At 37.2% G+C, this 25,156-nt stretch carries 17 protein-coding genes and 1 pseudogene; 5 read left to right on the forward strand and 13 right to left on the reverse strand.

Annotated features, from left to right (window positions below; all coding sequences use genetic code 11):
• Positions 1–61 precede the first annotated feature (61 nt).
• The 3 genes from F886_RS14245 to F886_RS14255 form a co-directional block, all read right to left on the reverse strand.
• Positions 62–982, reverse strand: a complete 921-nt coding sequence (locus F886_RS14245) for a LysR family transcriptional regulator (RefSeq protein ID WP_005306625.1) — start codon at positions 980–982, stop codon at positions 62–64.
• Positions 983–1,269: 287 nt separating this feature from the next.
• Positions 1,270–2,067 carry a DUF4198 domain-containing protein gene (locus F886_RS14250; protein WP_005306628.1) on the reverse strand — a complete coding sequence of 266 codons (798 nt, stop codon included), beginning with the start codon at positions 2,065–2,067 and terminating at the stop codon, positions 1,270–1,272.
• 151 nt (positions 2,068–2,218) lie between these two features.
• Entirely contained in the window at positions 2,219–2,647 is a 429-nt protein-coding gene (locus F886_RS14255; RefSeq protein ID WP_005306633.1) for a hypothetical protein, read from the reverse strand.
• A 226-nt stretch (positions 2,648–2,873) separates the two neighbouring features.
• On the opposite strand from F886_RS14255, the gene F886_RS14260 reads away from it, so the two are divergent.
• On the forward strand, positions 2,874–4,067 hold the full coding sequence (locus F886_RS14260) for an MFS transporter (RefSeq protein ID WP_005306635.1): 1,194 nt from the start codon (positions 2,874–2,876) through the stop codon (positions 4,065–4,067).
• A gap of 32 nt (positions 4,068–4,099) precedes the next feature.
• Here F886_RS14260 and F886_RS14265 read toward each other — a convergent pair whose 3' ends face one another.
• On the reverse strand, positions 4,100–5,083 hold the full coding sequence (locus F886_RS14265) for an ion transporter (protein ID WP_005306638.1): 984 nt from the start codon (positions 5,081–5,083) through the stop codon (positions 4,100–4,102).
• A gap of 119 nt (positions 5,084–5,202) precedes the next feature.
• Positions 5,203–5,637 (reverse strand): hypothetical protein, encoded by a 435-nt coding sequence (locus tag F886_RS14270; protein ID WP_005306641.1) that lies wholly within the window; start codon positions 5,635–5,637, stop codon positions 5,203–5,205.
• 660 nt (positions 5,638–6,297) lie between these two features.
• Here F886_RS14270 and F886_RS14275 point away from each other — a divergent pair.
• Entirely contained in the window at positions 6,298–7,755 is a 1,458-nt protein-coding gene (locus tag F886_RS14275) for a DASS family sodium-coupled anion symporter (protein WP_005306644.1), read from the forward strand.
• An 83-nt stretch (positions 7,756–7,838) separates the two neighbouring features.
• Here F886_RS14275 and F886_RS14280 read toward each other — a convergent pair whose 3' ends face one another.
• The 7 genes and pseudogenes from F886_RS14280 to F886_RS20685 all read right to left on the reverse strand — a co-directional run.
• Entirely contained in the window at positions 7,839–8,060 is a 222-nt protein-coding gene (locus F886_RS14280) for a hypothetical protein (RefSeq protein ID WP_005306647.1), read from the reverse strand.
• A gap of 295 nt (positions 8,061–8,355) precedes the next feature.
• Complete coding sequence (locus F886_RS14285; protein ID WP_005306651.1) at positions 8,356–10,995, reverse strand: bifunctional aconitate hydratase 2/2-methylisocitrate dehydratase; 2,640 nt, start codon at positions 10,993–10,995, stop codon at positions 8,356–8,358.
• Positions 10,996–11,246: 251 nt separating this feature from the next.
• The gene (locus F886_RS14295) at positions 11,247–11,609 is read right to left on the reverse strand and encodes a hypothetical protein (RefSeq protein WP_004791531.1); all 363 of its coding nucleotides are present in this window, start codon (positions 11,607–11,609) and stop codon (positions 11,247–11,249) included.
• A 126-nt stretch (positions 11,610–11,735) separates the two neighbouring features.
• A complete protein-coding gene (locus F886_RS14300) occupies positions 11,736–12,971 on the reverse strand; it encodes a lactonase family protein (protein WP_005306655.1) in 1,236 nt (411 codons plus the stop codon).
• Between the two features lie 319 nt (positions 12,972–13,290).
• Positions 13,291–17,796 (reverse strand): translocation/assembly module TamB domain-containing protein, encoded by a 4,506-nt coding sequence (locus F886_RS14305; RefSeq protein WP_005306656.1) that lies wholly within the window; start codon positions 17,794–17,796, stop codon positions 13,291–13,293.
• A 26-nt stretch (positions 17,797–17,822) separates the two neighbouring features.
• The gene (locus F886_RS20680; protein WP_416202157.1) at positions 17,823–18,938 is read right to left on the reverse strand and encodes an autotransporter assembly complex protein TamA; all 1,116 of its coding nucleotides are present in this window, start codon (positions 18,936–18,938) and stop codon (positions 17,823–17,825) included.
• Between the two features lie 35 nt (positions 18,939–18,973).
• Positions 18,974–20,555 (reverse strand): annotated as a pseudogene (locus F886_RS20685) (POTRA domain-containing protein); the annotation flags it as partial.
• 166 nt (positions 20,556–20,721) lie between these two features.
• On the opposite strand from F886_RS20685, the gene F886_RS14315 reads away from it, so the two are divergent.
• Both F886_RS14315 and coq7 read left to right on the forward strand, forming a co-directional pair.
• Complete coding sequence (locus tag F886_RS14315; protein WP_081402187.1) at positions 20,722–22,044, forward strand: MFS transporter; 1,323 nt, start codon at positions 20,722–20,724, stop codon at positions 22,042–22,044.
• A 3-nt stretch (positions 22,045–22,047) separates the two neighbouring features.
• A complete protein-coding gene (gene coq7, locus F886_RS14320) occupies positions 22,048–22,683 on the forward strand; it encodes a 2-polyprenyl-3-methyl-6-methoxy-1,4-benzoquinone monooxygenase (RefSeq protein ID WP_004791519.1) in 636 nt (211 codons plus the stop codon).
• A gap of 45 nt (positions 22,684–22,728) precedes the next feature.
• On the opposite strand, the gene F886_RS14325 is transcribed toward coq7, so the two are convergent.
• Positions 22,729–23,277: a DUF2799 domain-containing protein gene (locus F886_RS14325; RefSeq protein ID WP_005306667.1), complete on the reverse strand. Its 549-nt coding sequence runs from the start codon at positions 23,275–23,277 to the stop codon at positions 22,729–22,731.
• A gap of 405 nt (positions 23,278–23,682) precedes the next feature.
• On the opposite strand from F886_RS14325, the gene F886_RS14330 reads away from it, so the two are divergent.
• Positions 23,683–25,107 carry a glutamine synthetase family protein gene (locus F886_RS14330; protein ID WP_005306669.1) on the forward strand — a complete coding sequence of 475 codons (1,425 nt, stop codon included), beginning with the start codon at positions 23,683–23,685 and terminating at the stop codon, positions 25,105–25,107.
• The last annotated feature ends 49 nt before the right edge of the window (positions 25,108–25,156 follow it).

The raw sequence follows: 25,156 nt of genomic DNA on the forward strand, positions 1-25,156 counted from the left end.
AAATCGACGTGAAAAAGGTGCAATAAAGCACCTTTTTAACACTTAGGCTAAATTTTTATTTTTAGCCAGAATAATAAGCATTCCGTTTCAAAGAGAACTTTTCTAACTGCTTTAAAAATCCTTCAAAATAACTTTTCTCTTTTTCTTCAGTTCGATAACCCGCATATAAAGTTCGTCTTAAACCTGTAGAAGAAACACAATCTAAACGGCGGCTTGTGACCCAACCTTTTTGTTCATATTCATTTACTACCCAATCAGGTAAAGCAGCAATACCTCGTCCACTTGCAACAAGCTGAATAAGCATTTGAGTTAAATCAGTTGTTCGTATTTGTTTAGGCTGAATATTCGCAGGAATGAAAAGTTTAGACATAATATCTAAACGGTGCTTATCAACCGGATAAGTAATTAAAACCTCTTCGGCTAACTCTTGAACTGTAATATTTTCAGCCCGTACCAAAGGATGCGTATTTGATAAGACTAAACGTGATTCGTATTCAAAAATCGGAAAATACTCAATTCCTTTTAAAGCAATTGGGTCAGCTGTAATCAGTAAATCAAATTCTGCATTTTGTAAGAGTTCATGCGGATTGGCTTCAAAACCTGATGCAAAGTCTAAATCTACATCTGGGTATTGCTGGCGATACTGATTTAATAAAGGCATTAACCAGTCAAAACAACTATGGCATTCCGATGAAAAAATAATTCTGCCGGTCTGTCCATGCACAATACGCGTGATATCACTGTGGGTGATCTGAATTTGTGGCAAAACATCATCGGCTAACTTTAATAAGCGCTGACCAACATTAGAAAAACTAACAGGTCTGCTTCGACGATTAACAACCTCTACCCCATACCAATGATCTAATTCTTTTAACTGATGAGAAATAGCCGAAGGCGTTAAGCAAAGGTCATTTGCTGCCGAAACTAATGAACCATGCTCGCGTAAAGCAACTAGAGTTTTAAGGTGGCGTATTTCTAACATGAGCACAAGCCTACAAAAAGAGATTTATCTATAAATTGGGTAAAGCTCATGTTTGCTTTTCCATAAAACTTTCGATAAATCTTCATTAATGAATTTTATTCACTTTAACACAAAATTAGTTAGTTTGCCTCAACATGAATTTTATTTTACTATTTTTGCTTGGGATGAATTTAGGTCTTCAAAAATGAAGGAAAATTAAAGCGATTTTATAAAAATTTTTAAAGTGCTTAAAAAGCATAAGACAAAAATAGACCCTTATCAGGTCTATTTTTATAAAAAACTAAAAACTACTGTGCTAATACATTTAAGCTAATAATCGTATAACTCTGGTTTTTAGGTTTTACTTTCAAGTTTAGGGGAGCTGTTACTTCTACTAAGTACTCTCCAGCCTTTGGAAATCTAAGCTCAACCTGACCATTCTTTTCAGCCTTAAACTGCTGCACTTGTTTGTCAGTTGCACCTTTTTCTCTTACATTAACTTCAGCATAAGCTAAAGGCTGGCCCTTTTCAGTTATAGCTAATTTAACTGGTTGAGCAGCTTTAATCTGGTTTGGATGCACAGAAAAACTAACTTTAATCGGTGTATTAGGAAGCTGAATATCTGAAATTTTTCCCTTAGAAAGATAACTCTGCAATATCCACTCACGTGTTACTTGTTCTGTTTTAATTGTTTTTGTTTTAAGGTCAGTCGGAATCAAATATTCACGTTCTGCTTTCGGTGGAGCTTTATCAGCTGGCATATCAAAAAATAGATGCCATTCTTTTTGGTCAAATACATATTTTAAAGGGTAACTCGTCTGAGTTTGAACAATGTATGTACCTTCTTCAGGTAGATCTATATCAAAAACAGTTACAGACTTATGCACAGCTTCTGAGTTAACGGTTTTAAGCTCATTTTTAGGTGTAATTACAGTAAGCTTGGCATCCTTTAAAGGATATCCACTATTTAATGCTTCTTCAGCATAACCAGCAATTACGGGTACTTGAGTCTGGTCAGTTTTATAAGCTACAGGCGCTACATAAGGTTCATGAGCAAAGCCCGTTGTACATATCAATGCAAGTGACGTCATTAGAAATCTATTCATTATTACAAAATCCTGTTGTATGCAAAGTGAAAAAATCAGACAAAATATAAGCGAATATAGCATACACAAATAAAAATAATTCTTATTATCATTAATAGATTTAATTTTACATCAAAAAAGACCCGAAGGTCTTTTCTTATTTAATTTGATTTTATTGCTGCTTTATCTTTGGAAATGTCTGATCGAAATCAATTAGCTTATAGCTTTTCACTAAATCATCTGGTCCGTAAGATACTTCGTATGAAGTTTCTTTACCATTAAAATATGCTTCTGTCGGAGTCCCAAATACTTCCCAAAGGCCGATTGAAGCCACATCTGCCACACCATGACCAAAAGCTCTGCCGACTTTCACCCACTTTGAATAACCTTGCTGAAAAGTATAGATCTCAACGCGTGTTCCATCACGGTATTCTGAAAGTACAGGCGCACCAAACTCAGCAATCACATAATTACGAGAACTGCCTGGATTTAGAACATTTAAATTTTTTTTACTTGGTTGATTACCCGCCATAAATACTGCGCAACCAGACATAGATAACATAGCCATACCCATAAGGCAGGTAATAAATAATTTTCTCACGTTTTAGCATCTCTTTTTTTAGATATTTATACAACTTGTTGTAATGCTTAAAGTATTACGCGCTAATCATATATAATTTTTAAAAGTTTTTCGATGAATTATTTCATATAAAAATTTAAATTTACCTCATTTAAATACGTAATCATTTTCTCAATATTTTAGTTTTTTATTATTCTGTTCTCTTTTCCCTTATACTTCTCTTTTTTGTGTCTTCCCTTAACTTATTATGGCGTCCCCGCAATCCCCTCTTTCTACACATCAACACTATTCTCTCTTTTTAGCAATTTTCTCACTCGCTGTAGGTGGTTTTTGTATTGGAACTACCGAATTCGTCGCAATGGGACTGATTCAAGAAATTGCAAATAATTTACATATTACAGTTCCTGAAGCTGGCCACTTTATTAGTGCCTATGCATTGGGTGTAGTTATTGGTGCTCCTGTCATTGCTATTCTCGGAGCCAAAGTTCCGAGAAAAACTTTATTGCTTGGCTTAATGCTTTTTTATGGTGTAGCTAATGCCTGTACTGCTTTAGCTCATACACCTGAAACTGTTTTAATCTCACGTTTCATTGCAGGTTTACCACACGGAGCATATTTTGGAGTGGGTGCCTTAGTTGCAGCAGAACTAGCGGGTCCATCAAGAAGAGCTTCTGCGGTTGCCCAAATGATGATGGGTCTTACAGTGGCAACTGTAATTGGTGTTCCTCTCGCAACGTGGTTAGGTCAAAATTTTGGCTGGAGAGCAGGTTTTGAGTTTTCAGCAACCATTGCATTCGTTACTTTAATTGCGGTTGGTTTCTTTGTACCCAATATTCCAGTCCAAGCTACTGCGAGTATAAAAACAGAATTAGCTGGTCTTAAAAATATCAATATGTGGTTAACACTAGCGGTAGGTGCTATCGGTTTTGGAGGCATGTTTTCTGTTTATAGTTATGTCTCACCAATTTTGACTGAATATACTAAAGTTAATATCCAAATTGTCCCTATCGCTTTAGCTATCTGGGGTATCGGTATGGTTATAGGTGGCTTAGCAGCGGGATGGCTTGCTGATAAAAACCTAAACAAAACGATTGTAGGTGTATTAATTAGTTCAGCAATCGCTTTTGTTGTTGCCAGTTTCTTAATGAGTAATATCTATAGTGCTATTGCTTCATTATTTTTGATTGGTCTCACCGTAATGGGATTAGGCGGAGCTTTGCAAACCCGTCTAATGGATGTCGCAGGCGATGCCCAAACATTAGCAGCCTCACTTAACCACTCTGCCTTTAATATGGCCAATGCATTAGGTGCATTTTTAGGTGGATGGGTACTCAGCCACCAAATGGGTTGGATCGCGCCAATCTGGGTAGGTTTTGTTTTGAGTCTAGGTGGTCTTATCATTTTACTTATTGCATTTGCTGTTGAAAAAGCCAGTAAGTAAATTTAATCAAAGAAGACGCTAACTTATTATTTCTAATCAGTTAGCTTTCCACCACAGTGTGGGCAATAACATTTTTTCTCTCTAACAGATTCTTCTTGTTCTAATACTTTTTCTCGCATAATTTGAACAATCAGGTTATGCGCCTGCTCTTTGGGTAGACCAACTTTTTGACGGATTCGTTCTATTTCAACTTCATCATGTAAAATATCAATACCTCGTACTTGAAGTAATTCACGAAATTCTTGCTCTAGACGTTGATTACGCTGGTTAAGTTCATTTGCAAGCCCCGATGCCAAAATACCAGCTGGTAAAGCCGCAATACCCACACCCAAAATTGTAATAAGTGCCCCCAGTAACTTTCCTAAACTGGTCACTGGTGTTACATCGCCATAACCGACTGTAGTTAAAGTAACAACAGCCCACCACATAGATTTAGGTATTGAACTAAAAGCTTCTGGCTGAGCCTTGTTTTCAACCACATAAATTCCAGAAGCAGTCATAATAATCATAATGATTAAAATAAAAATAACAGCCTGAAAAGAACCTTTCTCACGTTTGATCACGCATAACAATATCTGTAGTGAGATAAAATACCGCGTTAATTTTAATAAGCGTAGTAAACGTAAGATTCTGAGCATACGAAGATCAATTCGTACAAAGAAATTGAGATAGGCAGGTAAAATTGCCATCAAATCAATAATTGCTTCCCCGCTTTTCATCCAGTTCAAGCGAATTTTCCATGCAGATTGTGTCGTATCTCGATCTGCAATACTCCACAATCTTAATAAATATTCAATACTAAAAATTGCAATTGAAATAACTTCAAAATAGTCAAACCAAACACGATAGCTTGTGTACAAATCATTTACTGTTTCTAATAAAACGGCAGCAACATTACCAACAATTAAAACAACTAAAAAATAATTAATACATCTACTTACGGTAGTTTCATAGTCATGATTATGAAGATTATTATAGAAAAACTTACGCAATCCCTTCAACGCTGAATTTTGCATATTGATCTGACCACTTGATATTGAAGATATAGTAAGCTCTCACTGCCTATTCACCAATATGGTCTTTAATAAATTTTCCTTAACACGCTTCGGTAATTAAAATTTTATATTTTTCTACTTCAGCTCGCCGCTACACATCGGAATTCATTTTCTTTCCACCACATCACATCATAGATTCCTGGATGTGATTTTAAGATAATATTTATATAATTTTGAAGTACCATAATATGATGGGTAATATCAATTTTTCGAAATAAAAATTTTCTTAAAATAGGTGTATTCGGTGAAATAAAAATTGCGAATCCGTTTCTATATTCTTCATAGACACTTATTCCAAGATACATCGTTATTTCAGGCAATGGAATTTCAATTTGCCATCCCCAATTTTCACTATATAGTTCAACATTTAAATGATATCTATTTCTCAATATACTAAAAATATATTGCGCGATGTCTTCAGTTTTTTGAACTAAAATTCCTCCTTCATTATAGTGTATTTTTTGTTCATATAGTTGATAATCATCAAATTTAAATTCAACTATTGTCTTTAGCATTCTCAAATTCCCTATATAAAATACCCATATTTTTTTTAATTATTTTTAAGTTCGTTTAATTATTTTAAAACAAAAAACCAGTTAATTACTACTACTATATTCAATTTTATATATATTAAATTTTAAAATGATATATTTAACATTTTTAAATAAACTCATGACTCATTTCACGCTTTCAATAAAATTAACAACTCAGAAAGACCAATTTTTACCCAATATTATATCTAAGTTATTTTATTTAATAATTTTTTATACCTATTATACCTTAATTTAGATATATAACTTATTTTTTGATCTTTAATATTTTCTAAAAATTAGTATTAAAATATATTAATTTAATTAGATATCTTTATAGCTTTTTTTAAAATTAACCATACTAAGTACTATTTATTAGACTGATATCTATAAAAAGAATTTATCATTCTGACATCCATTTCAGAGCTAAAAATTCAGTAAAACTTAATAATTTAGGTTTAAATTAAGAAATATTTAACTTAAAAGAATGACGTTTTCATAGAAATGAAAGCTAGTACTTATTGCTTGTGATTTTTTGAATTCTTGAATCATTTAATCGATAATAGAACTTTAATACTTATGTCTTTAGCGATTTACTCATAAAGAACTTTAATTTTGAATCATACGAAAACAAGGGGAAATTATATGGGATTTAAAGCCCTCCCTACACTTATTTCTTTATTTATTACATTGTTAATCTGGTTCATGATTCCTGTACCAAATGGTGTTGATCCTGATGCTTGGCATTTGCTAGCAATGTTTGTCGGTGTAATTGCCGCAATCATCGGTAAAGCGATGCCAATTGGTGCCATTGCCATTATTGCAATAACTTTAGTCGCTATTACTGGTGTGACTAACACGAGCCCAAGCGGTGCAATTCAAGATGCCCTTAGTAGCTTTGCTAACCCACTCATCTGGTTGATTGGTATTTCAATCATGATCTCTAAAGGTTTGCAAAAAACTGGATTGGGTGCAAGGTTAGGCTATTTATTTATCGCAGTTTGGGGCAAGAAAACCATTGGGATTGGCTATAGCATGGTACTTTCAGAACTCATTCTCGCCCCTGTAACGCCAAGTAATACGGCTCGTGGTGGCGGAATAATTCATCCGATTGTACTGGCAATTTCTACTAGTTATGATTCTGATCCTGCTAAAGGTACCGAAGGTCGGATGGGAAAATATCTGTCATTGGTTAACTACCAAGCCAACCCGATTACCTCTGCAATGTTTATTACAGCAACTGCCCCTAACCCATTAGTCGTTGATTTAGTGGCAAAGGCGACTAATAGTGAAATTTCATTAAGTTGGAGCACTTGGGCATTGGCGATGTTATTGCCTGGTTTGATTGCTTTAATTATTATGCCTTTGATTATATATTTGATGTATCCACCCGAAGTCAAAGAAACGCCTAATGCAGCTCAGTTTGCTAAAACTAAATTAAAAGAAATGGGCCCAGTCAGTAAAAATGAAATCATCATGCTTGGTGTATTCGGTATTTTATTGATGCTATGGGCAGGGATTCCTGCCATGATTTTGGGCTCTGCTTGGGCTGTTGACCCAACGACGACTGCCTTTATTGGTTTAGGATTATTGCTACTTACAGGTGTTTTAACTTGGGATGATATTCTGACGCAAAAGAATGCGTGGGATACGATTACTTGGTTCGCAGCATTAGTCATGATGGCAACTTATTTAAATAAGCTTGGTTTAATCACGTGGTTCTCGAGTGTTTTAGAAACTAGTATTGGTCATTTAGGTCTAAGCTGGATGCCAGCTTGTCTATTATTAATGCTCGCCTATTTGTACGCACATTATATGTTTGCTAGTACCACGGCACATATTACTGCAATGTTTGCAGCCTTTTATACGGCAGGACTTGCACTCGGTGCACCGCCAATGCTCTTTGCTTTAATAATGGCAGCAGCTTCTAGCATTATGATGACATTAACCCATTATGCGACTGGCACTTCCCCTGTAGTGTTCGGCTCGGGTTACACCACACTTGGTGAATGGTGGAAAGCTGGCTTTGTCATGAGCGTGGTTAATATCATTATTTTTGTAGTGATTGGCGGACTTTGGTGGAAAGTGTTGGGTTATTGGTAGAATTGTTTTAATTTTAAAAAAGCCCCTTATGATGGGGCTTTTCATATATTTATTTTAAAAAGTACTAAATTATATCTGCTGAATTAATCGGGCTTGATATCATAAACCCAATTTCGTGCTTGTTGGTCTGTTGTTGTTTCACAGACGTAGTAATCTTGATCCCACGAATCTTGATGAAAGATTTCTTTTTTGTGATAGGTTACATGTTTGTCATTTTCAACACAAACAAAGCTGTCCCCTTGGTCTTTAACCGCTGAACCGTTAAGGAATCCACCAATACATAAGAAACGCGATTGTTTAGCCATTTAGTTGAATCAACTTTTTAAGTCACTCATTTTCAATAATTAAATGATGGATTGATTAAATTGTAAAGACAAAATTACTGGACTACACCCATTAAAATTATTAGATATGTATAGTACAGAAATCACTACAATTTTTTGATTTAAAGCTTGGTATCAAATTTTAGATTAATTAGAAATTATTTCAAAAAAGAAGGGCTGATTAATCAGCCCTTCTTTTTAGCTTTTTGCTCAAGCAAATCATAGATTTGCTCTTGCACTAGGGAAAAGCCTTTCGGCTTTTCTTGATCCTAGCCCATTAAGTTAATTGAGCAGCTTGGATTTTCTTAGTATCAACTTGATCAGCTTCTTTAGTATATTCGCTCATCTTGTCGAAGTTTAAGTATTTGTAGATGTCAGCAGAAGCGCTGTCGATTTGCGACGCGTACTGTTGATATTCTTCTGGGCTTGGCAATTTACCAAGAACCGCAGCTACAGATGCAAGCTCAGCAGACGCTAAGTAAACGTTTGCACCTTGGCCTAAACGGTTCGGGAAGTTACGAGTAGATGTCGATACACATGTTGTGTTCGGCGCTACACGTGCTTGGTTACCCATACATAATGAACAGCCTGGCATCTCTGTACGCGCACCAGCACGGCCATAGATGTTATACAAGCCTTCTTCCATTAATTGGTGCTCGTCCATACGAGTTGGTGGAGCCAACCATAAACGAGTAGACAATGAACCACCAGGTACTTTATCAAGTAACTGACCAGCTGCACGGAAGTGACCGATGTTCGTCATACAAGAACCGATGAATACTTCATCAATTTTGTCGCCTTGAACGTCAGAAAGAAGTTTCGCGTCGTCTGGATCGTTCGGGCAGCAAAGAATTGGTTCTTTGATGTCAGCAAGATCGATTTCGTAAACTTTTAAGTATTCTGCGTCAGCATCAGCTTTTAACAAGCTTGGGTTGTCTAACCACTTCTGCATGTTTTCAGCACGGCGCGCCATTGTACGAGCATCGCCATAACCTTCTGCGATCATCCACTTCAACATGGTGATGTTAGAACGCAAGTATTCAGCAACTTTCTCTTCAGAAAGTGTGATTGAACAGCCAGCAGCAGAACGTTCAGCAGATGCATCAGAAAGTTCGAATGCTTGCTCAACAGTCAAGTCATTTTCCATTTCTGACAAATCGATCTCAAGGATACGACCAGAGAAGATGTTTTTCTTACCTTTCTTCTCTACAGTTAAGTCACCCGCTTGAATTGCGTAGTAAGGAATTGCATGTACAAGGTCACGTAAAGTGATACCAGGTTGCATTTTACCTTTGAACTTAACAAGTACAGACTCTGGCATGTCAAGTGGCATAACACCAGTTGCAGCTGCGAACGCAACAAGACCAGAACCCGCTGGGAATGAAATACCGATTGGGAAACGAGTATGTGAGTCACCACCAGTACCTACTGTATCTGGAAGTAACATACGGTTTAACCAAGAGTGGATAATACCGTCACCTGGACGTAAAGATACACCACCACGGTTCATGATGAAGTCAGGTAATGTATGGTGAGTTGTTACGTCAACTGGTTTTGGATACGCAGCAGTGTGACAGAAAGACTGCATTACCAAGTCAGCAGAGAAGCCCAAGCAAGCTAAGTCTTTTAACTCGTCACGAGTCATAGGACCAGTTGTATCTTGAGAACCAACTGTAGTCATCTTAGGTTCACAGTAAGTACCCGGACGGATACCTTGACCTTCAGCTAAACCACATGCACGACCAACCATTTTCTGAGCTTGCGTGAAGCCTTTACCAGTGTCAGCAGGTTGTACAGGTGTACGGAACAATGTAGAAGGTGCAAGACCTAATTCTTCACGTGCTTTAGCAGTTAAACCACGACCAATGATCAAGTTAATACGACCACCAGCACGTACTTCGTCTAAAAGTACTGGAGTTTTAAGTTCTGCTTCTGAAATTTGTACGCCATCTTTAAAAGCAGTAACTTTTGCAGCAGCGTGGTCAATTTTCAATACAACTTCGTCGCCCATATTCATGTTAGCAACGTCGATTTCTACAGGTAATGCACCTGCATCTTCCATTGTATTAAAGAAAATTGGAGCGATTTTAGAACCTAAGCACACACCACCATCTTTTTTGTTTGGAATGTGTGGAAGTTCGTCACCGAAGAACCAAAGTACAGAGTTAGTTGCAGATTTACGAGAAGAACCTGTACCAACAACGTCACCAACATAAGCAACTTGGTTGCCTTTCGCGATGAGTTCTTTGATTTGGCTTAATGGGCCAACTTCACCTGGTTTTTCAGGGTTGATACCATCACGCTCGTTTTTCAACATTGCATTTGCATGTAATGGGATATCTGGACGGCTCCAAGCATCTTGAGCTGGAGACAAGTCATCAGTATTTGTTTCACCAGTTACTTTGAATACAGTGATTTTGATTTCTTCTGGAACATCAGGACGGCTAGTGAACCATTCTGCTTCTGCCCAAGATTGTAAAACAGCTTTAGCCGCAGCGTTACCAGCTTTTGCTTTATCTGCTACGTCATGGAATGCATCAAATACAAGAAGTGTTTTCTTTAATGCTTCAGCAGCTAGGTTTGCAAGTTCAGCATCGTCAAGAAGCTCAACAAGTGGTGCTACGTTGTAACCACCAAGCATTGTGCCTAGTAAGTAAACTGCACGTTCTTTAGAAACGAGTGGTGAAGTTGCTTCGCCTTTTGCAATCGCTGCCAAGAACGCTGCCTTTACGTAAGCTGCTTGGTCAACACCTGCAGGAACACGGTTTTCAAGCAAATCAACCAAGAACGCTTCTTCGCCTGCTGGTGGATTTTTTAATAGTTCAACAAGCTGAGCTGTTTGAGCATCATCAAGTGGCTTCGGTGGGACTCCGAGTGCGGCACGTTCTTCAACGTGTTGGCGGTAAGCTTCTAGCACGGTGTTCATTCCTCTTTTTTTGAAAAATTACTTGCAAATTCCAGCTTTCTTAAAAAGCTTCACAAGTAATATGGACTACAAAAGTTTACTAGAGTTCAAGGTAAAAGTTAATGAAAACGGGGTGTTTCTGCGTGATGCCCATTATTTTGTATCTAAATACCCATGTATAAATAACGAACAAATTAGCCAAATTTGGATTATTTTTGAGCAAAAACACCCCTCAAGAGAGGAAATTCAATAACCTTACACAATTAGAACGATTTATATTTTGGCATTTTGTCATGAGGCGTTATCAAACATTCATCCATCGCTTGCTTTCTAACTTTTTCTTGGAGTGCTTGAGAATCTTGAGTTAATTCTTCTTTTGGAATCGCATAGACTTTATCAATAATATTAAGAATGAACTTTTTGGTAATGTCATCTTCAATTTTATTTGCATGCTCAACAGCCTGAGTTTTTTCAATTGCTTGCTGACGATCAAAAACAATGCTTCTAGCCGCATTTCCTACGCTAGTACAAAAGCCATGCCATTGCTCTTCAGGTGTTAATGGCTTCTTCTCTGAACAACCAACAAAAAATAAACTCACCGCAATCAATAAAATCTTTTTCATCATTTCACTACACTAATTATTGCTGCCCATATCATACGGAAAATCATCATTTTTGCAAAAACAGTCAAAAAACCGAGATGATTTTCCCTCGGTCTTTCTTATATCAAGCATTAAAAATGCTAGTTTGAGTTAATTAAAAAATTTGATATCAGTCGGTGTTGATATTTTTGCTGCATCGCCAACGGGTTTTAAGGTGCCTTTATTGGCATCAAAACGGAACAAGCTAATGTTATTACTATAAACATTGGTTACATACAGATATTTACCCGATGCATCGAATGAGAAAGCACGTGGTTCAATTCCATTGGCTTTATAAACTACTGGTTTAGCTAGCAATCCATTCTGCTGAATTTTAAATACCAAAAGTTTATTGTCTGTCCCTCTGTTAGCAGCAATCACATATTTGCCATTTGGACTGAGGATAATTCCACTCGCGCTCTTAAATTCAGGTGTTTTGTCTTCATGAATTAGTTTTAACTCAGCCACTTTTTTCAAATGACCATCTTGCACATTAAATGTAACAATTTCACTTCGCATTTCTGCGGTAACGTATGCATGTTTGCCATTTGGTGAAAAGACCATATGACGCGGGCCAGAACCATGCCTAAAAGTCACATCTCGGCTATTGTCCGCTTCGAGTGGTTGAGGTTTATTCGGGTTATAGTGAAAAGTATAGACTTTGTCATTTCCAAGATCGCTTGCATATAGATACTTACCATCTGGACTAAATGTGGTCGAATGCGCATGACCACTGTCCTGACGACCTTTGACGTGACCAGAACCCTCGCTAAAAACAATATTTTGTACTTTTTCACCTAAATGGCCGTTTGGCAAAATTGGGAAAACAGCTACCCCACCACGACCTTTATCAAATGCCGAATAGTTCGACACAAACAGGAATTTGCCATCTAAACTGATTGATGCATGTGTTGGATGTCCACCATGGCTATCCACTGTGTTCAACACATCCACATTTCCATTTTGAATTGATAATGCAGTCACCGCCCCTTCATTTTCTTCATTAGTGGTATAGGCAAAGCGGCCATCTTTCGATTTCACAATCCAAGAAGGACTTTTCATTTTCAAGACATTAACAGGAGTTAAGGTTCCATCGCTATTCACTTTAAGCTGATACAAACCTTCACTGGCTTGTTTTGGTTTTTGCGCAAGTGGTGCGTTAGGGATCGATGTCCATGTTCCTACTAAAGCAATTTGTTGTTGTGCAGCATTTACGGTAGAGCCCCATCCAAATGACAAAAGCGTCATCGACAATGTTGCAGTTAACTTTTGAATTAGCCCACGATATTTAATATTTGTATCGCTTTCCTTGTCATATTTAATTTCAACAGAAGTATCTATTTTCACTGGTATATCCTTGGAAAAAACCACCTTATTTGCACTTATCAACAAGGTATTATCAATTTAGTTTCATTTAATGATTCTGAAAACTAATTTATAAAATAGTAATTTTCAAGTGAGTTTTCTTTAATTAAAAGCCTCTGCAAGCTTTGGTTCTTTTTAAGAGAATCGATATTCTATATCGATAAATATTCAATTTTTTAAATCCTATAGAAATGCTTAAAATAAAAGCCCACTAAGAAGTGAGCTTTTATTTCATTATTACTTGAGACTAATCAAATCATTATAGGTACTAGGGTACTTTCTAATGTTTAATTTCCGCCTACTAGAAGCGCCAGTTATAGAATAAATCGATCGCTCTTTCTAAAGACTGACTTGCTTCTAAGTATAAACGTCGATTCATTTGATAACGTAAAGTCAGTTTGTTCACTGGAGTGAATACGCCAACACCATAACGAATAAATAGATCAGGTGTGATATAGCCCGTTAAGCTCACCTGCGTATCTTCACCCGTACCTTGTGCATCTAGAGCTAAGCCACTCAAACCGAAAGTACGTCCAATCTGATTCGTTAAAGCACGTGTACCACCCAAGCCCATACTAATCCCTGCGGCAGCAATGGTGTTATTTACATCGGACTTAAATCCTTCTGCATTACTTAAACCACTTGAACCTTCATTAATACGACCCGTAACAAGTGCGTTCAATGCTTCTTGCTCAGATAGTCCGGCATCATTGTAAACCTGAATGTTTGGCGATGTTGCAGTACCTGTAACACGTACCCCAACCATACTGCCCTGAACATTTTTGTTTGCATCGATATCTAAAGTCGGATTAGCCAATGGGCCATTAAAACGCGCAATTGCTCGATTCAAATCTAAACTTTGTCCGTAGGCTTCGATTTTCACTTTTTGGCTGACACCAATTGCTCCATTCGCTCGCATTGCAGTCTCGTAGCCACGTTGGCTTAAATTTAAACGACCAACTAATGGAATATTACTGTTGAAGCCTTGGAATATCACTTGGTTTCCAATATTAACAGCAATATCAGCTCGAATATCCCAAGGTTTAGCAGCTCGTAAAATTGCAAGCGGATCTTGGCCTTGTCGAACTATGCGGACATCTGATGAGGTGTTAATGACTGGAGCAGTTGTTTCTGGCATTGAAATACGTGCACGAGGAACATCTACCGATCCTTTTAAGCTTAAACGCTTATCGAAAGGATACATATCAAGTGTAAGGTTTGGATTAGCAATTGCAGTAATTAATGGGGCCTGACGTACAAGTAAATTATCACCTTTGAGGTTTAATTGAAGACGCGGCGAATCTTTCCATTCAAAACTACCTTTTAAAAGTCCTACGCCTTGACCACTATTAAACGCGCCATCAATTGTTGCCATGTCCTGACGAATTGATGAGTAAACCTGTACATTCGTTAAATTAACTGGAAGCGAAATCATACTGATTGCGCCATTTTTCAAACGCATTTCACCAGTAAATTGTGGCTGAGTTAATGTCCCGTTAACTTTACCAGCCAAGGCTAAGGTCCCGCTCAGTTTACGGACATCTTGAATAAATGGTTTTAATACTTTTAATTGAACATCATTAAAAGCGACTTCACCATGCATTGGCATTGATGGCTGGAATGGATTGATAATGACGTTCGCATAACCCGTACCAATATCAGGTGTTTTCACATCAACACGGAATAACAGTCCTTCAGATACACTTTTTGCAATAACACCCAGCTCGTCATAAGCCAGCGTGGTTGCAGGATCTTGTGGATCTTCAGCAGCTAAGCCAATTTCACCTTTACGCGTAATTAAACGTGCATCAAGTTTTGGATGTCCACCATTTACCCACGCTGCCTTGGCATAACCATTTAGTTGCCCAGTCATCGCCAAGCCTTCTGGCATAAATGCCGCGAAGTCACTTAAATCCATGTTTTGAGTTACAAACGAAATATTACCGCGAGCCTTACTTACTCGTACTGGCTGATCAAAACAGAGCTGGCTATTCGCACTTTGCCAACAATGTTGACCTACATATAGCTCAGATCTTGCAGAAGAATAAATCACTGGAGCATTTTGATTTTGTGCAAGACGAATGCGTCTTGAATCAAAACTTCCTTTTTGGATTTGCCCTAACCAATCATTGTTCTGGTTAAACCCACCTGCTAACTGAACATAGAACTTAGAAATACTATTATTGCCAAGTACTTTCAATAAATGCGCTTTTCTCGTTCCTGTCAAATTCACTTCAGCGGACTGAATTTGTCTATTTCCACTACGCAAATTATCTAATTTTGCGGTTAATTGAGTTGGCGTTGTTTCCGATGTTGGAAGTTCACCCTGAATACTCAATCTCTTCACACTCACTAAAGTATTAAAAGCAAAATCATCTACGGCGATATTTGCTGTTGCTTTTAAACGTGGCTGTGATTGTACATTCAGATCACCATAAGCTCGACCGCGTAATCCTGGGTATAACTCGTAAAGTGCTGGTGCATTGAGCTTGATTTTTAGATTTTGAGCATTACCTGTCGCTTGTAGCTGATTCTGCCCATAGACTAAAAATAAATTATTTGCTTCAAATTGCTGAGGTAAAAAGCCGTTTTGGTTAGAGTCCATCAATAAAGATAGATTACCCTTACCTCGAACAGGTTTATTATTTATAAAGCCAGCAAGATTCAGTTGTTGAATATTAATTCGTTTTAAATGATCTGCCCAAACCCCTTGAGTTTTCAGATTACCTGAAATTTCACCTTTTACAGCTGAGGTAAAATATTGAGGTTTAAAGCGCACCAACGAACTATTAATATCCCATGCAATGCGATCTTTCAAATTTACAGAACCTGTTGCATAGATTTTCCCAGCGACACCATCATGCTGTAACTGGTTAATTCGAATAAAATCTGGTGTGCCCGCTATAGAAAACTTCAATAAACCATTTGCCTGTTTTAGGGCTTTTAAAGATCCATCATAATTAACTGCAAAACCTTTAAAGCCACCACCAGCTTTTACATCATGGAATAATAATGCTGCAGTACTTTTCCCACCCAAACTAACAGTCTCTTGACCTGCTTGAGCCAGTCGACCAGTTAAATCAATTTTCTCAAATTGAATGATTTGCTGATTTGGTTTAGCAAAACCATTTGCTTTAATCGAACCATTTAAAAGATTGACAGGTGCTGCCGCATGAATACTTTGTGGATTAAAATCTTTTGCATTTAATAATGCATTCCAAACCAACTGACGTTTTTCAGTCGGAAGAAATACTTTAGCCTGACCAGTTAAGCTACCTTTTTCAGCAGCAAAACTAAAATTAGGAACATTTAAAATATTATCTTTAACATTCAAATTCGCTAGATATTGTCCTGCTGGCAATAAAGTTTTTTCATGCTGATATACTTTTGTTGCAACTTTAATATCTTGCTGACCATCACGTAACGTTAAATCGACCTGACCACTGTCACTACTTAACCACCCAATATAAGGCATTGCACGATCTATTTTCGTCCAAGCTACATTCATGAGCATTGGTTGAGGTTTATTATTTTTTTCAGGAGCCTGATTAAACTTAAGCTTCCAAGACTCATAACGGTCGAAATCAACATTAGCAAATACTTCTGTACCTTTTTCCAAAGAACCGGTTGAGGCAACAGCAGCATCTAAACTTGGCGGTAAAAAGTCTTGTACAACCTGAGGAATGGCTTTGTCCTTCGGATTAATATGGTCTAAACGGCCTTTGATATCCCAAGTAACATGATCTTTCCAGCTGACTAAACCTTTCAGGTTAACAGCGCCTTTCATGACTTGGCCATTAAAATCAGTGATATTTAACTGATGAACCAAATCAGTATTCATTAAAGCGTTGTATTGACCTTCAGGTAAATTCTCACCTTTTAAATCTGTATCAACGGCCAAATTAAGTTGTTTAATATCACCTTGAAACTTGATTACACCATTTTTTGCAAATAATTTTTGTTCAACTAATAAAGGTAAGTGATAATTTTTTAGTAGTAACTCACCTTGCATTGGAACTTCATCACGAACAGGATGCAATACCACCCAACCCGTTAATAAATCGGGAGTTGTTGTTGCAACCCCAGCTTTTAAAGTATCTAAACTTCCGCGTGCAACGACTTTAATATTTTGAATATTTAAACTTTTTAAAGATGGGATTCTTAAATCTGCTGTAGCATCTAATGGATATTTACCACTGAAATCCATTTTTCCTGTGGCATTGTGGACTGAAAGATACCCCATATCCATACTGGATTTTTCAAATTCCAGTTTAGTCTCTGACCAAAGTGCATCTTGCAAGTGAACATCATGGAAATTTACATCTGAGGTTGCTAGCTTAATTTCTAAATGATCAACATCAGCTTCATCGACGCGTAGAACAAATGGTAATTTAATTGGCTTAAATTCGAATGCCTTACCAGACGGCGGTGTTTTATTAATAATACGTAAATTACGCACATCTGCATGGCTTAAATGTACTTCTTTTTCTAATAATAAAGAGCGCCAACCTAAGCCTACGTCAGCTCTGTCTAATGAAACATCAACTTCGGTTAATTGCACCAAAACATTCTTAAGAATAATTCCGCGCAGTAAGTTTCCGCCTTCGTATTCATATTTAATTATTTTCTGAGCTTCTAAAACCCGATCTAATAAAAAACGACTTCCACGATCTGTTGACATCATGATGACTAACGAAGACGCTAATAATAAAAATATGATCAATATCGTCAGCAGGAAACTACGCAAAATGCGCCGCTTCTTAGGTGAGCGAGGTGCCGAAGTTGGCTGCTGTTCTACATCCGCCATAAAATAAACCTAATAAAATTTTATTTTTAAAGTTGTGGGCCTATAAAGAAATGTAAACGAATCGGATGGTTTTCATCTGAAATACCCGATGCGACATCTAAACGGATTGGTCCGATTGGAGACTTCCAGCGAATTCCAACCCCAACGCTATAAGCTGCTGGATTATTAAAGTCTTTATCATAGGCATTACCAAAGTCTGAGAAAACAGCGGCACGCCAACCGTCCTTAAACTGATAGTTATATTCTAAAGAACCTACAGCCAAAGCTTGTCCCCCAATTTTATATCCATCTACTTCTGGAGAAAGACTCTTATAGTCAAAACCACGAATTGTCTGGTCACCACCAGTAAAGAATCGAAGATTGTACGGAACTTTGTCAAAATCGTCGGTAAAAATGTAGCTAAGGTCAGATCTTCCAACGAATTGATGATCATCATTTTCACCAAGAGAATAAATAAATCTCCAACCTGCACTTGCAATAGCCATATTGGCATCGGACAGTAAACTCTCACTACCTAATTCTAATTTATAGGTTTGTTTAAAAGCTTTCGTTGGGTTTAACCGTGTATTACTTGAAGTTTTTGAGGTTTCATAACTAAATAATAACGCTTCTTGCTCTGATGCCGCAGTTTTAAAGGCATCTGGTAGCTCAGAAATATCAACATTACCCTGTTGGGTTAAACGGTCTAAACGGTAGCGGACACCAAAAGTATGTTGCCAGTTCCCTAGTGGACGCTTAATTATTCGCTCGCCACCAACAACAGCGGATTCAGTAAGCAAACTTACATCTGGACCAATGTCATCACGAGTTTCACGCTCATAACCGCCCACGATGTTAAAATAGTCATTTAACGGATGTTTATAGGGAATACTATATCGGCCATCAATAGATTGACGAATTTGTGAGACTTCTAAGTTGGCATCAAAAGAATGACCATATTTATTCACAATAGAGCGGCGATACTGACTACGTAAACGTGCCCCTGTATCGGTCCCATAACCAATACCCGTTTCTAAACTATTTAGCTTATCTGCATTTAAAGTCACAATGACTGGAATTCTTTTCGTTTCACGTGCTTGAGCTTGTAAGCGATCTTGTTCAGTTTCTTTGTCATCCTGCTGACTTGGAGCACTTTGCAACATTGCTGTTTGAGGCTCTCCCTCTTTTACTTTTTGTGTTCCAGCAAACTGTTTTTCATCTACTACATTTTGTGTAACTTCTTTATTAGATGTGGCTAATTGACGTGCTTTAGCAAGTTGTCTTTCTTCAGGTGAAAGTAAATTAGACTCATCAACATCGATATTTTGTTCATCGACTAAAGCTTGCAAATCTGGTGGTAGTTCAAGTGGTTTTTCAATTGGATCGGGTTTGATGCTATCAACTAAGGTGTAGTTAAAATAACGAGAGTTAGTTAGGTTATTTGCTAAAGTATTTACACGCCAAAATGCATAGTCATCACCCTCTTTCCAAGGGGCCATACTTTCTAAAATATTTTGATTCAAAGGCAACGGTTTCGATGGATCGCTCATGCGAAACTCAACCTTATCTAATTTATAACGTTCACCTGTTTCGTAGCGCAAATTGATATCGGCCTTGTTTTCTGGCTGACTCACTTTCACATCGTGCAGTCGCCAATAAGCATCAAAATAACCGTTATCAGTGGCTGCGTTAACAATTCGAGTTTTCGTGGTTTCATATAAACCATGGTTAAAGATATCCCCGACATCCTGATCAGGAATTAAGCGAATAACCTGAAACTGAGGGCGTTTTTCACCAGCACCAGTAAATTCGATATTTTGCTCATTAATTCGCACTGGTTCATTTGGGGTAACCTTAACACGAACTCGGCTCGGACTTAATTTTTCAAATTTAAACTCAGCATTATAATAACCAACTGCTTGAGCTGCCTGATTACTTAATGTTCTGAGCTGAGGTAAAGCCGCATTAAAATCTTCAAATGATTCTTGGGTAAATGTTGATAATTTCCCTTTAATATTTTTAGCCAGTGCATCTGAAGCACCGTCCACATCTGCACTAATACGCGGAACTTGTTCCATCGGAATTGCACGTGGTGGGCGCACTTTATTTAATATACGTTTAAAGAAACCAGCCTGCTCAGGTGGCTGCTCAGCCTCCGGAGTTAATTCAGGTAAAGTTTTTCCAGTTTCATTGGCTTCGACTACAATCTGACTATCAGATTTAATCTCTTGCATAAGCTGATCAATATTTACAGGCGCTTGATTAATCTGATTTAACTCAGACTGAGTTGCATCACTGACTGTAACTTCGGGTAGCTTCTGAGTACCATTTTGGAAGTTTTGCGCCTCACTTTTAGCTTCTTCAGCGACTTTATAAATTTCGTTTGCCATGTTTTGATCAACAGGCATGTCCGGTAAATCATCAAGATTATCAAGCGTAATTGGCTTAAATTCATCAATTTGATTTGGAAATTGTTCTTGTTGTTGCAATATAGCCAAGCTATCTTGTTGTTGCTGCGCTTGAGTCACAAGTGTAGCAATATCTGTTATTGGAGCAGTTGTTTGCTGACTCACTGGAACTGATTGTTCAGTTGACGCATCAGACCCCGTTTGATTTAAAGTTGAAGTGTCACTATCAACTGAAGTTTGAGCAAAACTTTGTGTTACACAAACCGTGAACAACAAGCTGCTACAAATAAGTTTAGGAATCCCCTGCATTTTTAAAATTAAATGCATAGAATGAGAGAGAGTTGACTGTTTAAACTTAATTTTAGAAGGCATAGAAAACTCTAGACTTATTTTTTAATAAAACGCACCAAGGTAAGTGTAAAACTCACTCAAAACCATTGATTTTTCATTTAATCAAGCGTTAAAAATATCATACATGGTTTTCGATGCAAATTAACAATCGGTCACATTTTTTTATAAAACACAATGAAGTTTGCACATGATGAAACAAGATGAGCACCTGATGACATCACGTCGGTTCGTACCGATGTTTTTTACCCAGTTTTTTGGCGCATTAAATGATAACGTTTTTAAGCAAGCTTTATTATTAGTGATTACTTATGGCTTGATTCAACAACAATCTGCCCCTGTAAGTACCCTCAATAATTTAGCAGCTCTCTTGTTTATTTTGCCCTATTTCTTTTTTTCGGCCACTGCTGGACAAATTGCAGATAAATATGAGCGCTCACAGCTCGTCCGTGGCATAAAAATTTTAGAAATTATTATTATGCTCATCGGTACTGCGGGTTTCCTGCTGGGGCATTTATGGTTACTTCTTTTTGCCTTATTTTTGATGGGGACACATTCAACGTTCTTTGGTCCTATCAAGTACGCAATTTTGCCTGAAATTTTAAAACCACAAGAATTAATGTCTGGTAATGCTCTGTTTCAGTCGGGCACATCAATGGCAATTTTATTCGGGATGATTTTAGGTGGTGCTGTAATTGCATCATCACATGGGAACTTATTGTGGATTAGTCTTACTGTTGTAATTATTGCTTGCATTGGCTATTTATGTAGTCGCTTCATCTTGCCTCAGAAAGTTGCTGCTCCCGATTTAAAGATTGATTGGAATTTTCTTCGCACAAGTTTTCAAACGATTAAATATGCTAAAAGCTTACCTTTAGTGTTCACCATTTTGTTAGGTAACTCATGGTATTGGTTTTATGGCGCTACTTATTTAACGCAAATTCCACAGCTTACCCAACAAAATCTGCATGCATCAGAAAATGTCGTTAGTCTTCTGCTGACTTTCTTTTCAGTCGGTATTGGCGTCGGGTCTCTTCTTTGCCGTAAAATTGGTGGTTCAGAAATTAATATTAAAATGGTACCAATTGGTGCGATTGGCCTTACCCTTTTTGCGCTTTACCTTGCTGCCAGTTTAGCTTTTGTACCCGAAAGAACTGGCGCATTACTCACGTTAAAAGATATTTTTACCCAAGGTTGGGTTTACTATCACGTCATGTTAGCGGTGACTTTACTTGGGATTAGCGGCGGTTTTTATATTGTTCCTTTATATGCCATGATGCAGGCTTATTCACCACGTTCACATCGTGCTCGTGTTGTAGCAGCAAACAACATTTTAAATGCCGTTTTTATGGTTTCATCTGCAATTTTTTCAATCTTAATCTTAAGTGTTTTAAAAATTGATATTAAAATACTATTTATTATTACAGCTGTACTTAGTGCAATCTTTAGTATTTGGCTTCTAGCGCGTCTAAAACCAATGCTTGCCACAGCACATCTTTCTTTGGAGGACTAATTTATGCGCCACTATACTGGAATTGATCAGCTCATTAACTCTTTTGATCAAGCATTACGTAGTCTTGTTCCGGGTGCAACCGCAGCACAGCGCCAAAATCCGGCCGAATCGGTTGAAGCAAAACTAGGAGTAGAAGATGCTCGCCATGTCGCAGGCTTAATGCGTGTTAACCATAGTGGTGAAGTGTGCGCTCAAGCACTTTATCATGGACAAGCATTAACGGCGAAATTGCCAAATGTACGCAAAGAAATGCAACAAGCAGCAATTGAAGAACAAGATCATTTAGCGTGGTGTGAAGTTCGTTTAAAAGAACTAAATAGTCATACCAGTTTATTAAACCCAATTTGGTATGGGCTTTCATATGGTATGGGCGCACTTGCTGGTATTGCGGGTGATAAATATAGCTTAGGTTTTGTGGCCGAAACTGAACGTCAAGTCAGCCTTCATTTACAAGATCATTTAAACCAGTTACCTGCTCAAGATGATCGTTCTCGTAAAATTTTAGAGCAAATGAATGAAGATGAATTACATCATCGCCATACAGCGCTTGAGGCAGGTGGTGTTGAATTACCATATGCAGTAAAAATTACGATGACTGCCATTTCAAAGTTAATGACAAAAACGAGTTATTACCTTTAAAAAAACAAAGGATTGATCTAATTCGGATCAATCCTTTTTTAAATATTATTTTAAGCCGTGATCATATTTGAAACGTTCAATATCTCGAATTGAGTTCCAATAGTTTCGATTAATACGGTCACGATCATTTTGTAATTCTCTTAAAAGCTTACGATAACGTTCACGCTCTTCTGGCTTTAATTTTTCGTTATAAGCACTGTCAGAATATTGCTTAAACTTTTCGTCATAACGATCATATTCATTTTTTGCATTATAGTAGTCGGAAGCTACCTGATAATACGGTCTTAAACGATTACGCTGCTCGATTGGGCATACATTAATATTACCGTTCCCCTCTAAAGCGTTATAAAAAATGTTTGATGGCTGGCAATAATACCCTAGACCTTCTTTGTAGCCACGTTCATATGACTTTTGATCTGGAACAATATTGGCTTTTCCACATGCTTTGTAATATTGATCTAAACGTGGCGACGAACCTTTTGAACCATCTTTCTCACCCACTAATGACCAATTCGCAGTCTTACATTCTTCTACGCTCATTGCTGCACAACCTGAAAGGCTGATTGCTAGAATGGCTAAACCGATATTTTTCATATTAAGAGAACTCAAAAAATAAATTAAAAAAAACGCAAAATAAAATTCCAGTAAACACCCTAAAAGGTCCTGCTCTATTCAAGACTTCAAAAATAAGTGATTCACTGGATAAGTCTTAAGTTTAAATCAGTTTAACCCTCTCACCAAATTGAAAGGTCATAATTGTTAATATTATTTAATTAAAAAAATCAAATTCACAGAAATTTGCTCACTCTTAAACGACCTTTATACACTAATTTTACTTAAAATAATTACCTCAAAAATTAATTACAAGTTTATGATTATTAAAATAAAAAACTAAAACCACTCATGAATTACTGTTTAATCATTTTACTCTTTTTTTACGCGATTAACTTCCAAGGCTAAGGTAGGATTTTAGCTAAATAACCACCAAGGTTTTTTATAATGAGTACGCATATTTACCCAAGTTTAAACTTACAAAATCCTCACTTTAAGGCATTTAAAATATCAGATGATTTTATTCCTCCAACACAAACTCACATTTTCAATTACGAGCTTTTTTTAAAAGAGGTTGATGAATATTTAAATTTATACCCTCACACTCAACACATTGATATTTGTCTGCACGACTTAAACGGGCATATTCGTGGCAAACGAATTGATGTTAAAAGTTTAAAGAATCTATCCAATGGCTGTTATTTTCCACTTTCTGTATACGCTATGAGCCTAGATGGAAAAGTGATTGAAGAGACAGGTTTAGGAAAATATATTGGTGAACCAGACAGACTTTGCCTACCCATTTTAGGCAGTTTGCAACCCAGTGCATTATCTCCTGAATTGAATGCCCAGCTTTACCTATCCATGCAAGAAGAAGATGGTTCAGATTGTCACTATGAACCACGCAATATATTAAAAAAATTATTAAATCAGTTACAGACTACCAATTATTTTCCTGTCATGGCTGCCGAACTAGAGTTTTATCTTTTCTCACCTCAGCATCAGTCTGAAACCTGCATAGAAAACCAATGTTTCGATATTGATGCACCGAATAACTATCAGCAAGTCCTAGGTGAAGTTGAGAAAGCAGCCCTACTTCAATCTATTGAAATTACCGCTATTGTTGCAGAATCATCACCTGGACAATACGAGTTAAACCTCCAACATAGCCATGATATTTTAAAGCTCTGTGATCAAATTAATGCTTTAAAAAGAATTGTAAAACAAGTCGCAAGAAAGCATGACTTAACTGCTTGTTTCATGGCAAAGCCCAATTTAGCAAAAGCTGGTAGTGGCATGCATTTTCATATGAGTCTACTCAATCAATACCATGAAAATATATTTAGCTCAGAAGAAAAAAAAGATGAGCTTTCCGTCAAATTACTAAACGCGATTAGCGGACTCATTGAGTTAATGCCTGCATCCATGGCGATTTTAGCGCCTAATATTAATTCTTATAGACGTTTTAAAATTGGTCATCATGTGCCATTAGAAGCCAATTGGGATACCAATAACCGTAATGTCGCAATACGAATTCCATGTTCAGATGTACAAAATCAACGTTTAGAATATCGGGTTGCTGGAGCCGACTGTAACCCCTATCTGGTTGCAGCGACTATTTTAGCTGGCGTGTCTTATGGCTTATCTCATAAGTTACCGCTCCCAAAACCTGCACATCTTTTAAAATTTCAAGACGAGCACATTTTATTATCTAATAACCAACCAGAAGCCTTAAAAATATTTAAAGGAAGTCTTATTTTAAAAGGATATTTAGGCGCTGACTTTGTCGAACATTGGTACACAGTGAAACAGGCTGAATATCAAAATATTTACAGCCAAATGACTGAAGCAGAACAACATTGGGATATTTAAATAAAAAAAGCTAAAAGATATAAACCACTTTGCAATCCCTTAGGGAGAA

Origin of the sequence: Acinetobacter sp. NIPH 542, from assembly GCF_000369825.1 — a bacterium.
GTDB lineage: Bacteria > Pseudomonadota > Gammaproteobacteria > Pseudomonadales > Moraxellaceae > Acinetobacter > Acinetobacter oleivorans.

What these genes read in the sequence shown, in the direction of transcription:
- F886_RS14305 (WP_005306656.1), bottom strand. Translation starts at nt 17,796, where the DNA reads ATGGCGGATGTAGAACAGCAGCCAACTTCGGCACCTCGCTCACCTAAG.
- F886_RS14265 (WP_005306638.1), bottom strand. Translation starts at nt 5,083, where the DNA reads ATGCAAAATTCAGCGTTGAAGGGATTGCGTAAGTTTTTCTATAATAAT.
- F886_RS14260 (WP_005306635.1), top strand. Translation starts at nt 2,874, where the DNA reads ATGGCGTCCCCGCAATCCCCTCTTTCTACACATCAACACTATTCTCTC.
- F886_RS14270 (WP_005306641.1), bottom strand. Translation starts at nt 5,637, where the DNA reads ATGCTAAAGACAATAGTTGAATTTAAATTTGATGATTATCAACTATAT.
- F886_RS14280 (WP_005306647.1), bottom strand. Translation starts at nt 8,060, where the DNA reads ATGGCTAAACAATCGCGTTTCTTATGTATTGGTGGATTCCTTAACGGT.
- F886_RS14250 (WP_005306628.1), bottom strand. Translation starts at nt 2,067, where the DNA reads ATGAATAGATTTCTAATGACGTCACTTGCATTGATATGTACAACGGGC.
- F886_RS20680 (WP_416202157.1), bottom strand. Translation starts at nt 18,938, where the DNA reads ATGTTGCAAAGTGCTCCAAGTCAGCAGGATGACAAAGAAACTGAACAA.
- F886_RS14275 (WP_005306644.1), top strand. Translation starts at nt 6,298, where the DNA reads ATGGGATTTAAAGCCCTCCCTACACTTATTTCTTTATTTATTACATTG.
- F886_RS14315 (WP_081402187.1), top strand. Translation starts at nt 20,722, where the DNA reads ATGATGAAACAAGATGAGCACCTGATGACATCACGTCGGTTCGTACCG.
- F886_RS14295 (WP_004791531.1), bottom strand. Translation starts at nt 11,609, where the DNA reads ATGATGAAAAAGATTTTATTGATTGCGGTGAGTTTATTTTTTGTTGGT.
- F886_RS14330 (WP_005306669.1), top strand. Translation starts at nt 23,683, where the DNA reads ATGAGTACGCATATTTACCCAAGTTTAAACTTACAAAATCCTCACTTT.
- coq7 (WP_004791519.1), top strand. Translation starts at nt 22,048, where the DNA reads ATGCGCCACTATACTGGAATTGATCAGCTCATTAACTCTTTTGATCAA.
- F886_RS14245 (WP_005306625.1), bottom strand. Translation starts at nt 982, where the DNA reads ATGTTAGAAATACGCCACCTTAAAACTCTAGTTGCTTTACGCGAGCAT.
- F886_RS14325 (WP_005306667.1), bottom strand. Translation starts at nt 23,277, where the DNA reads ATGAAAAATATCGGTTTAGCCATTCTAGCAATCAGCCTTTCAGGTTGT.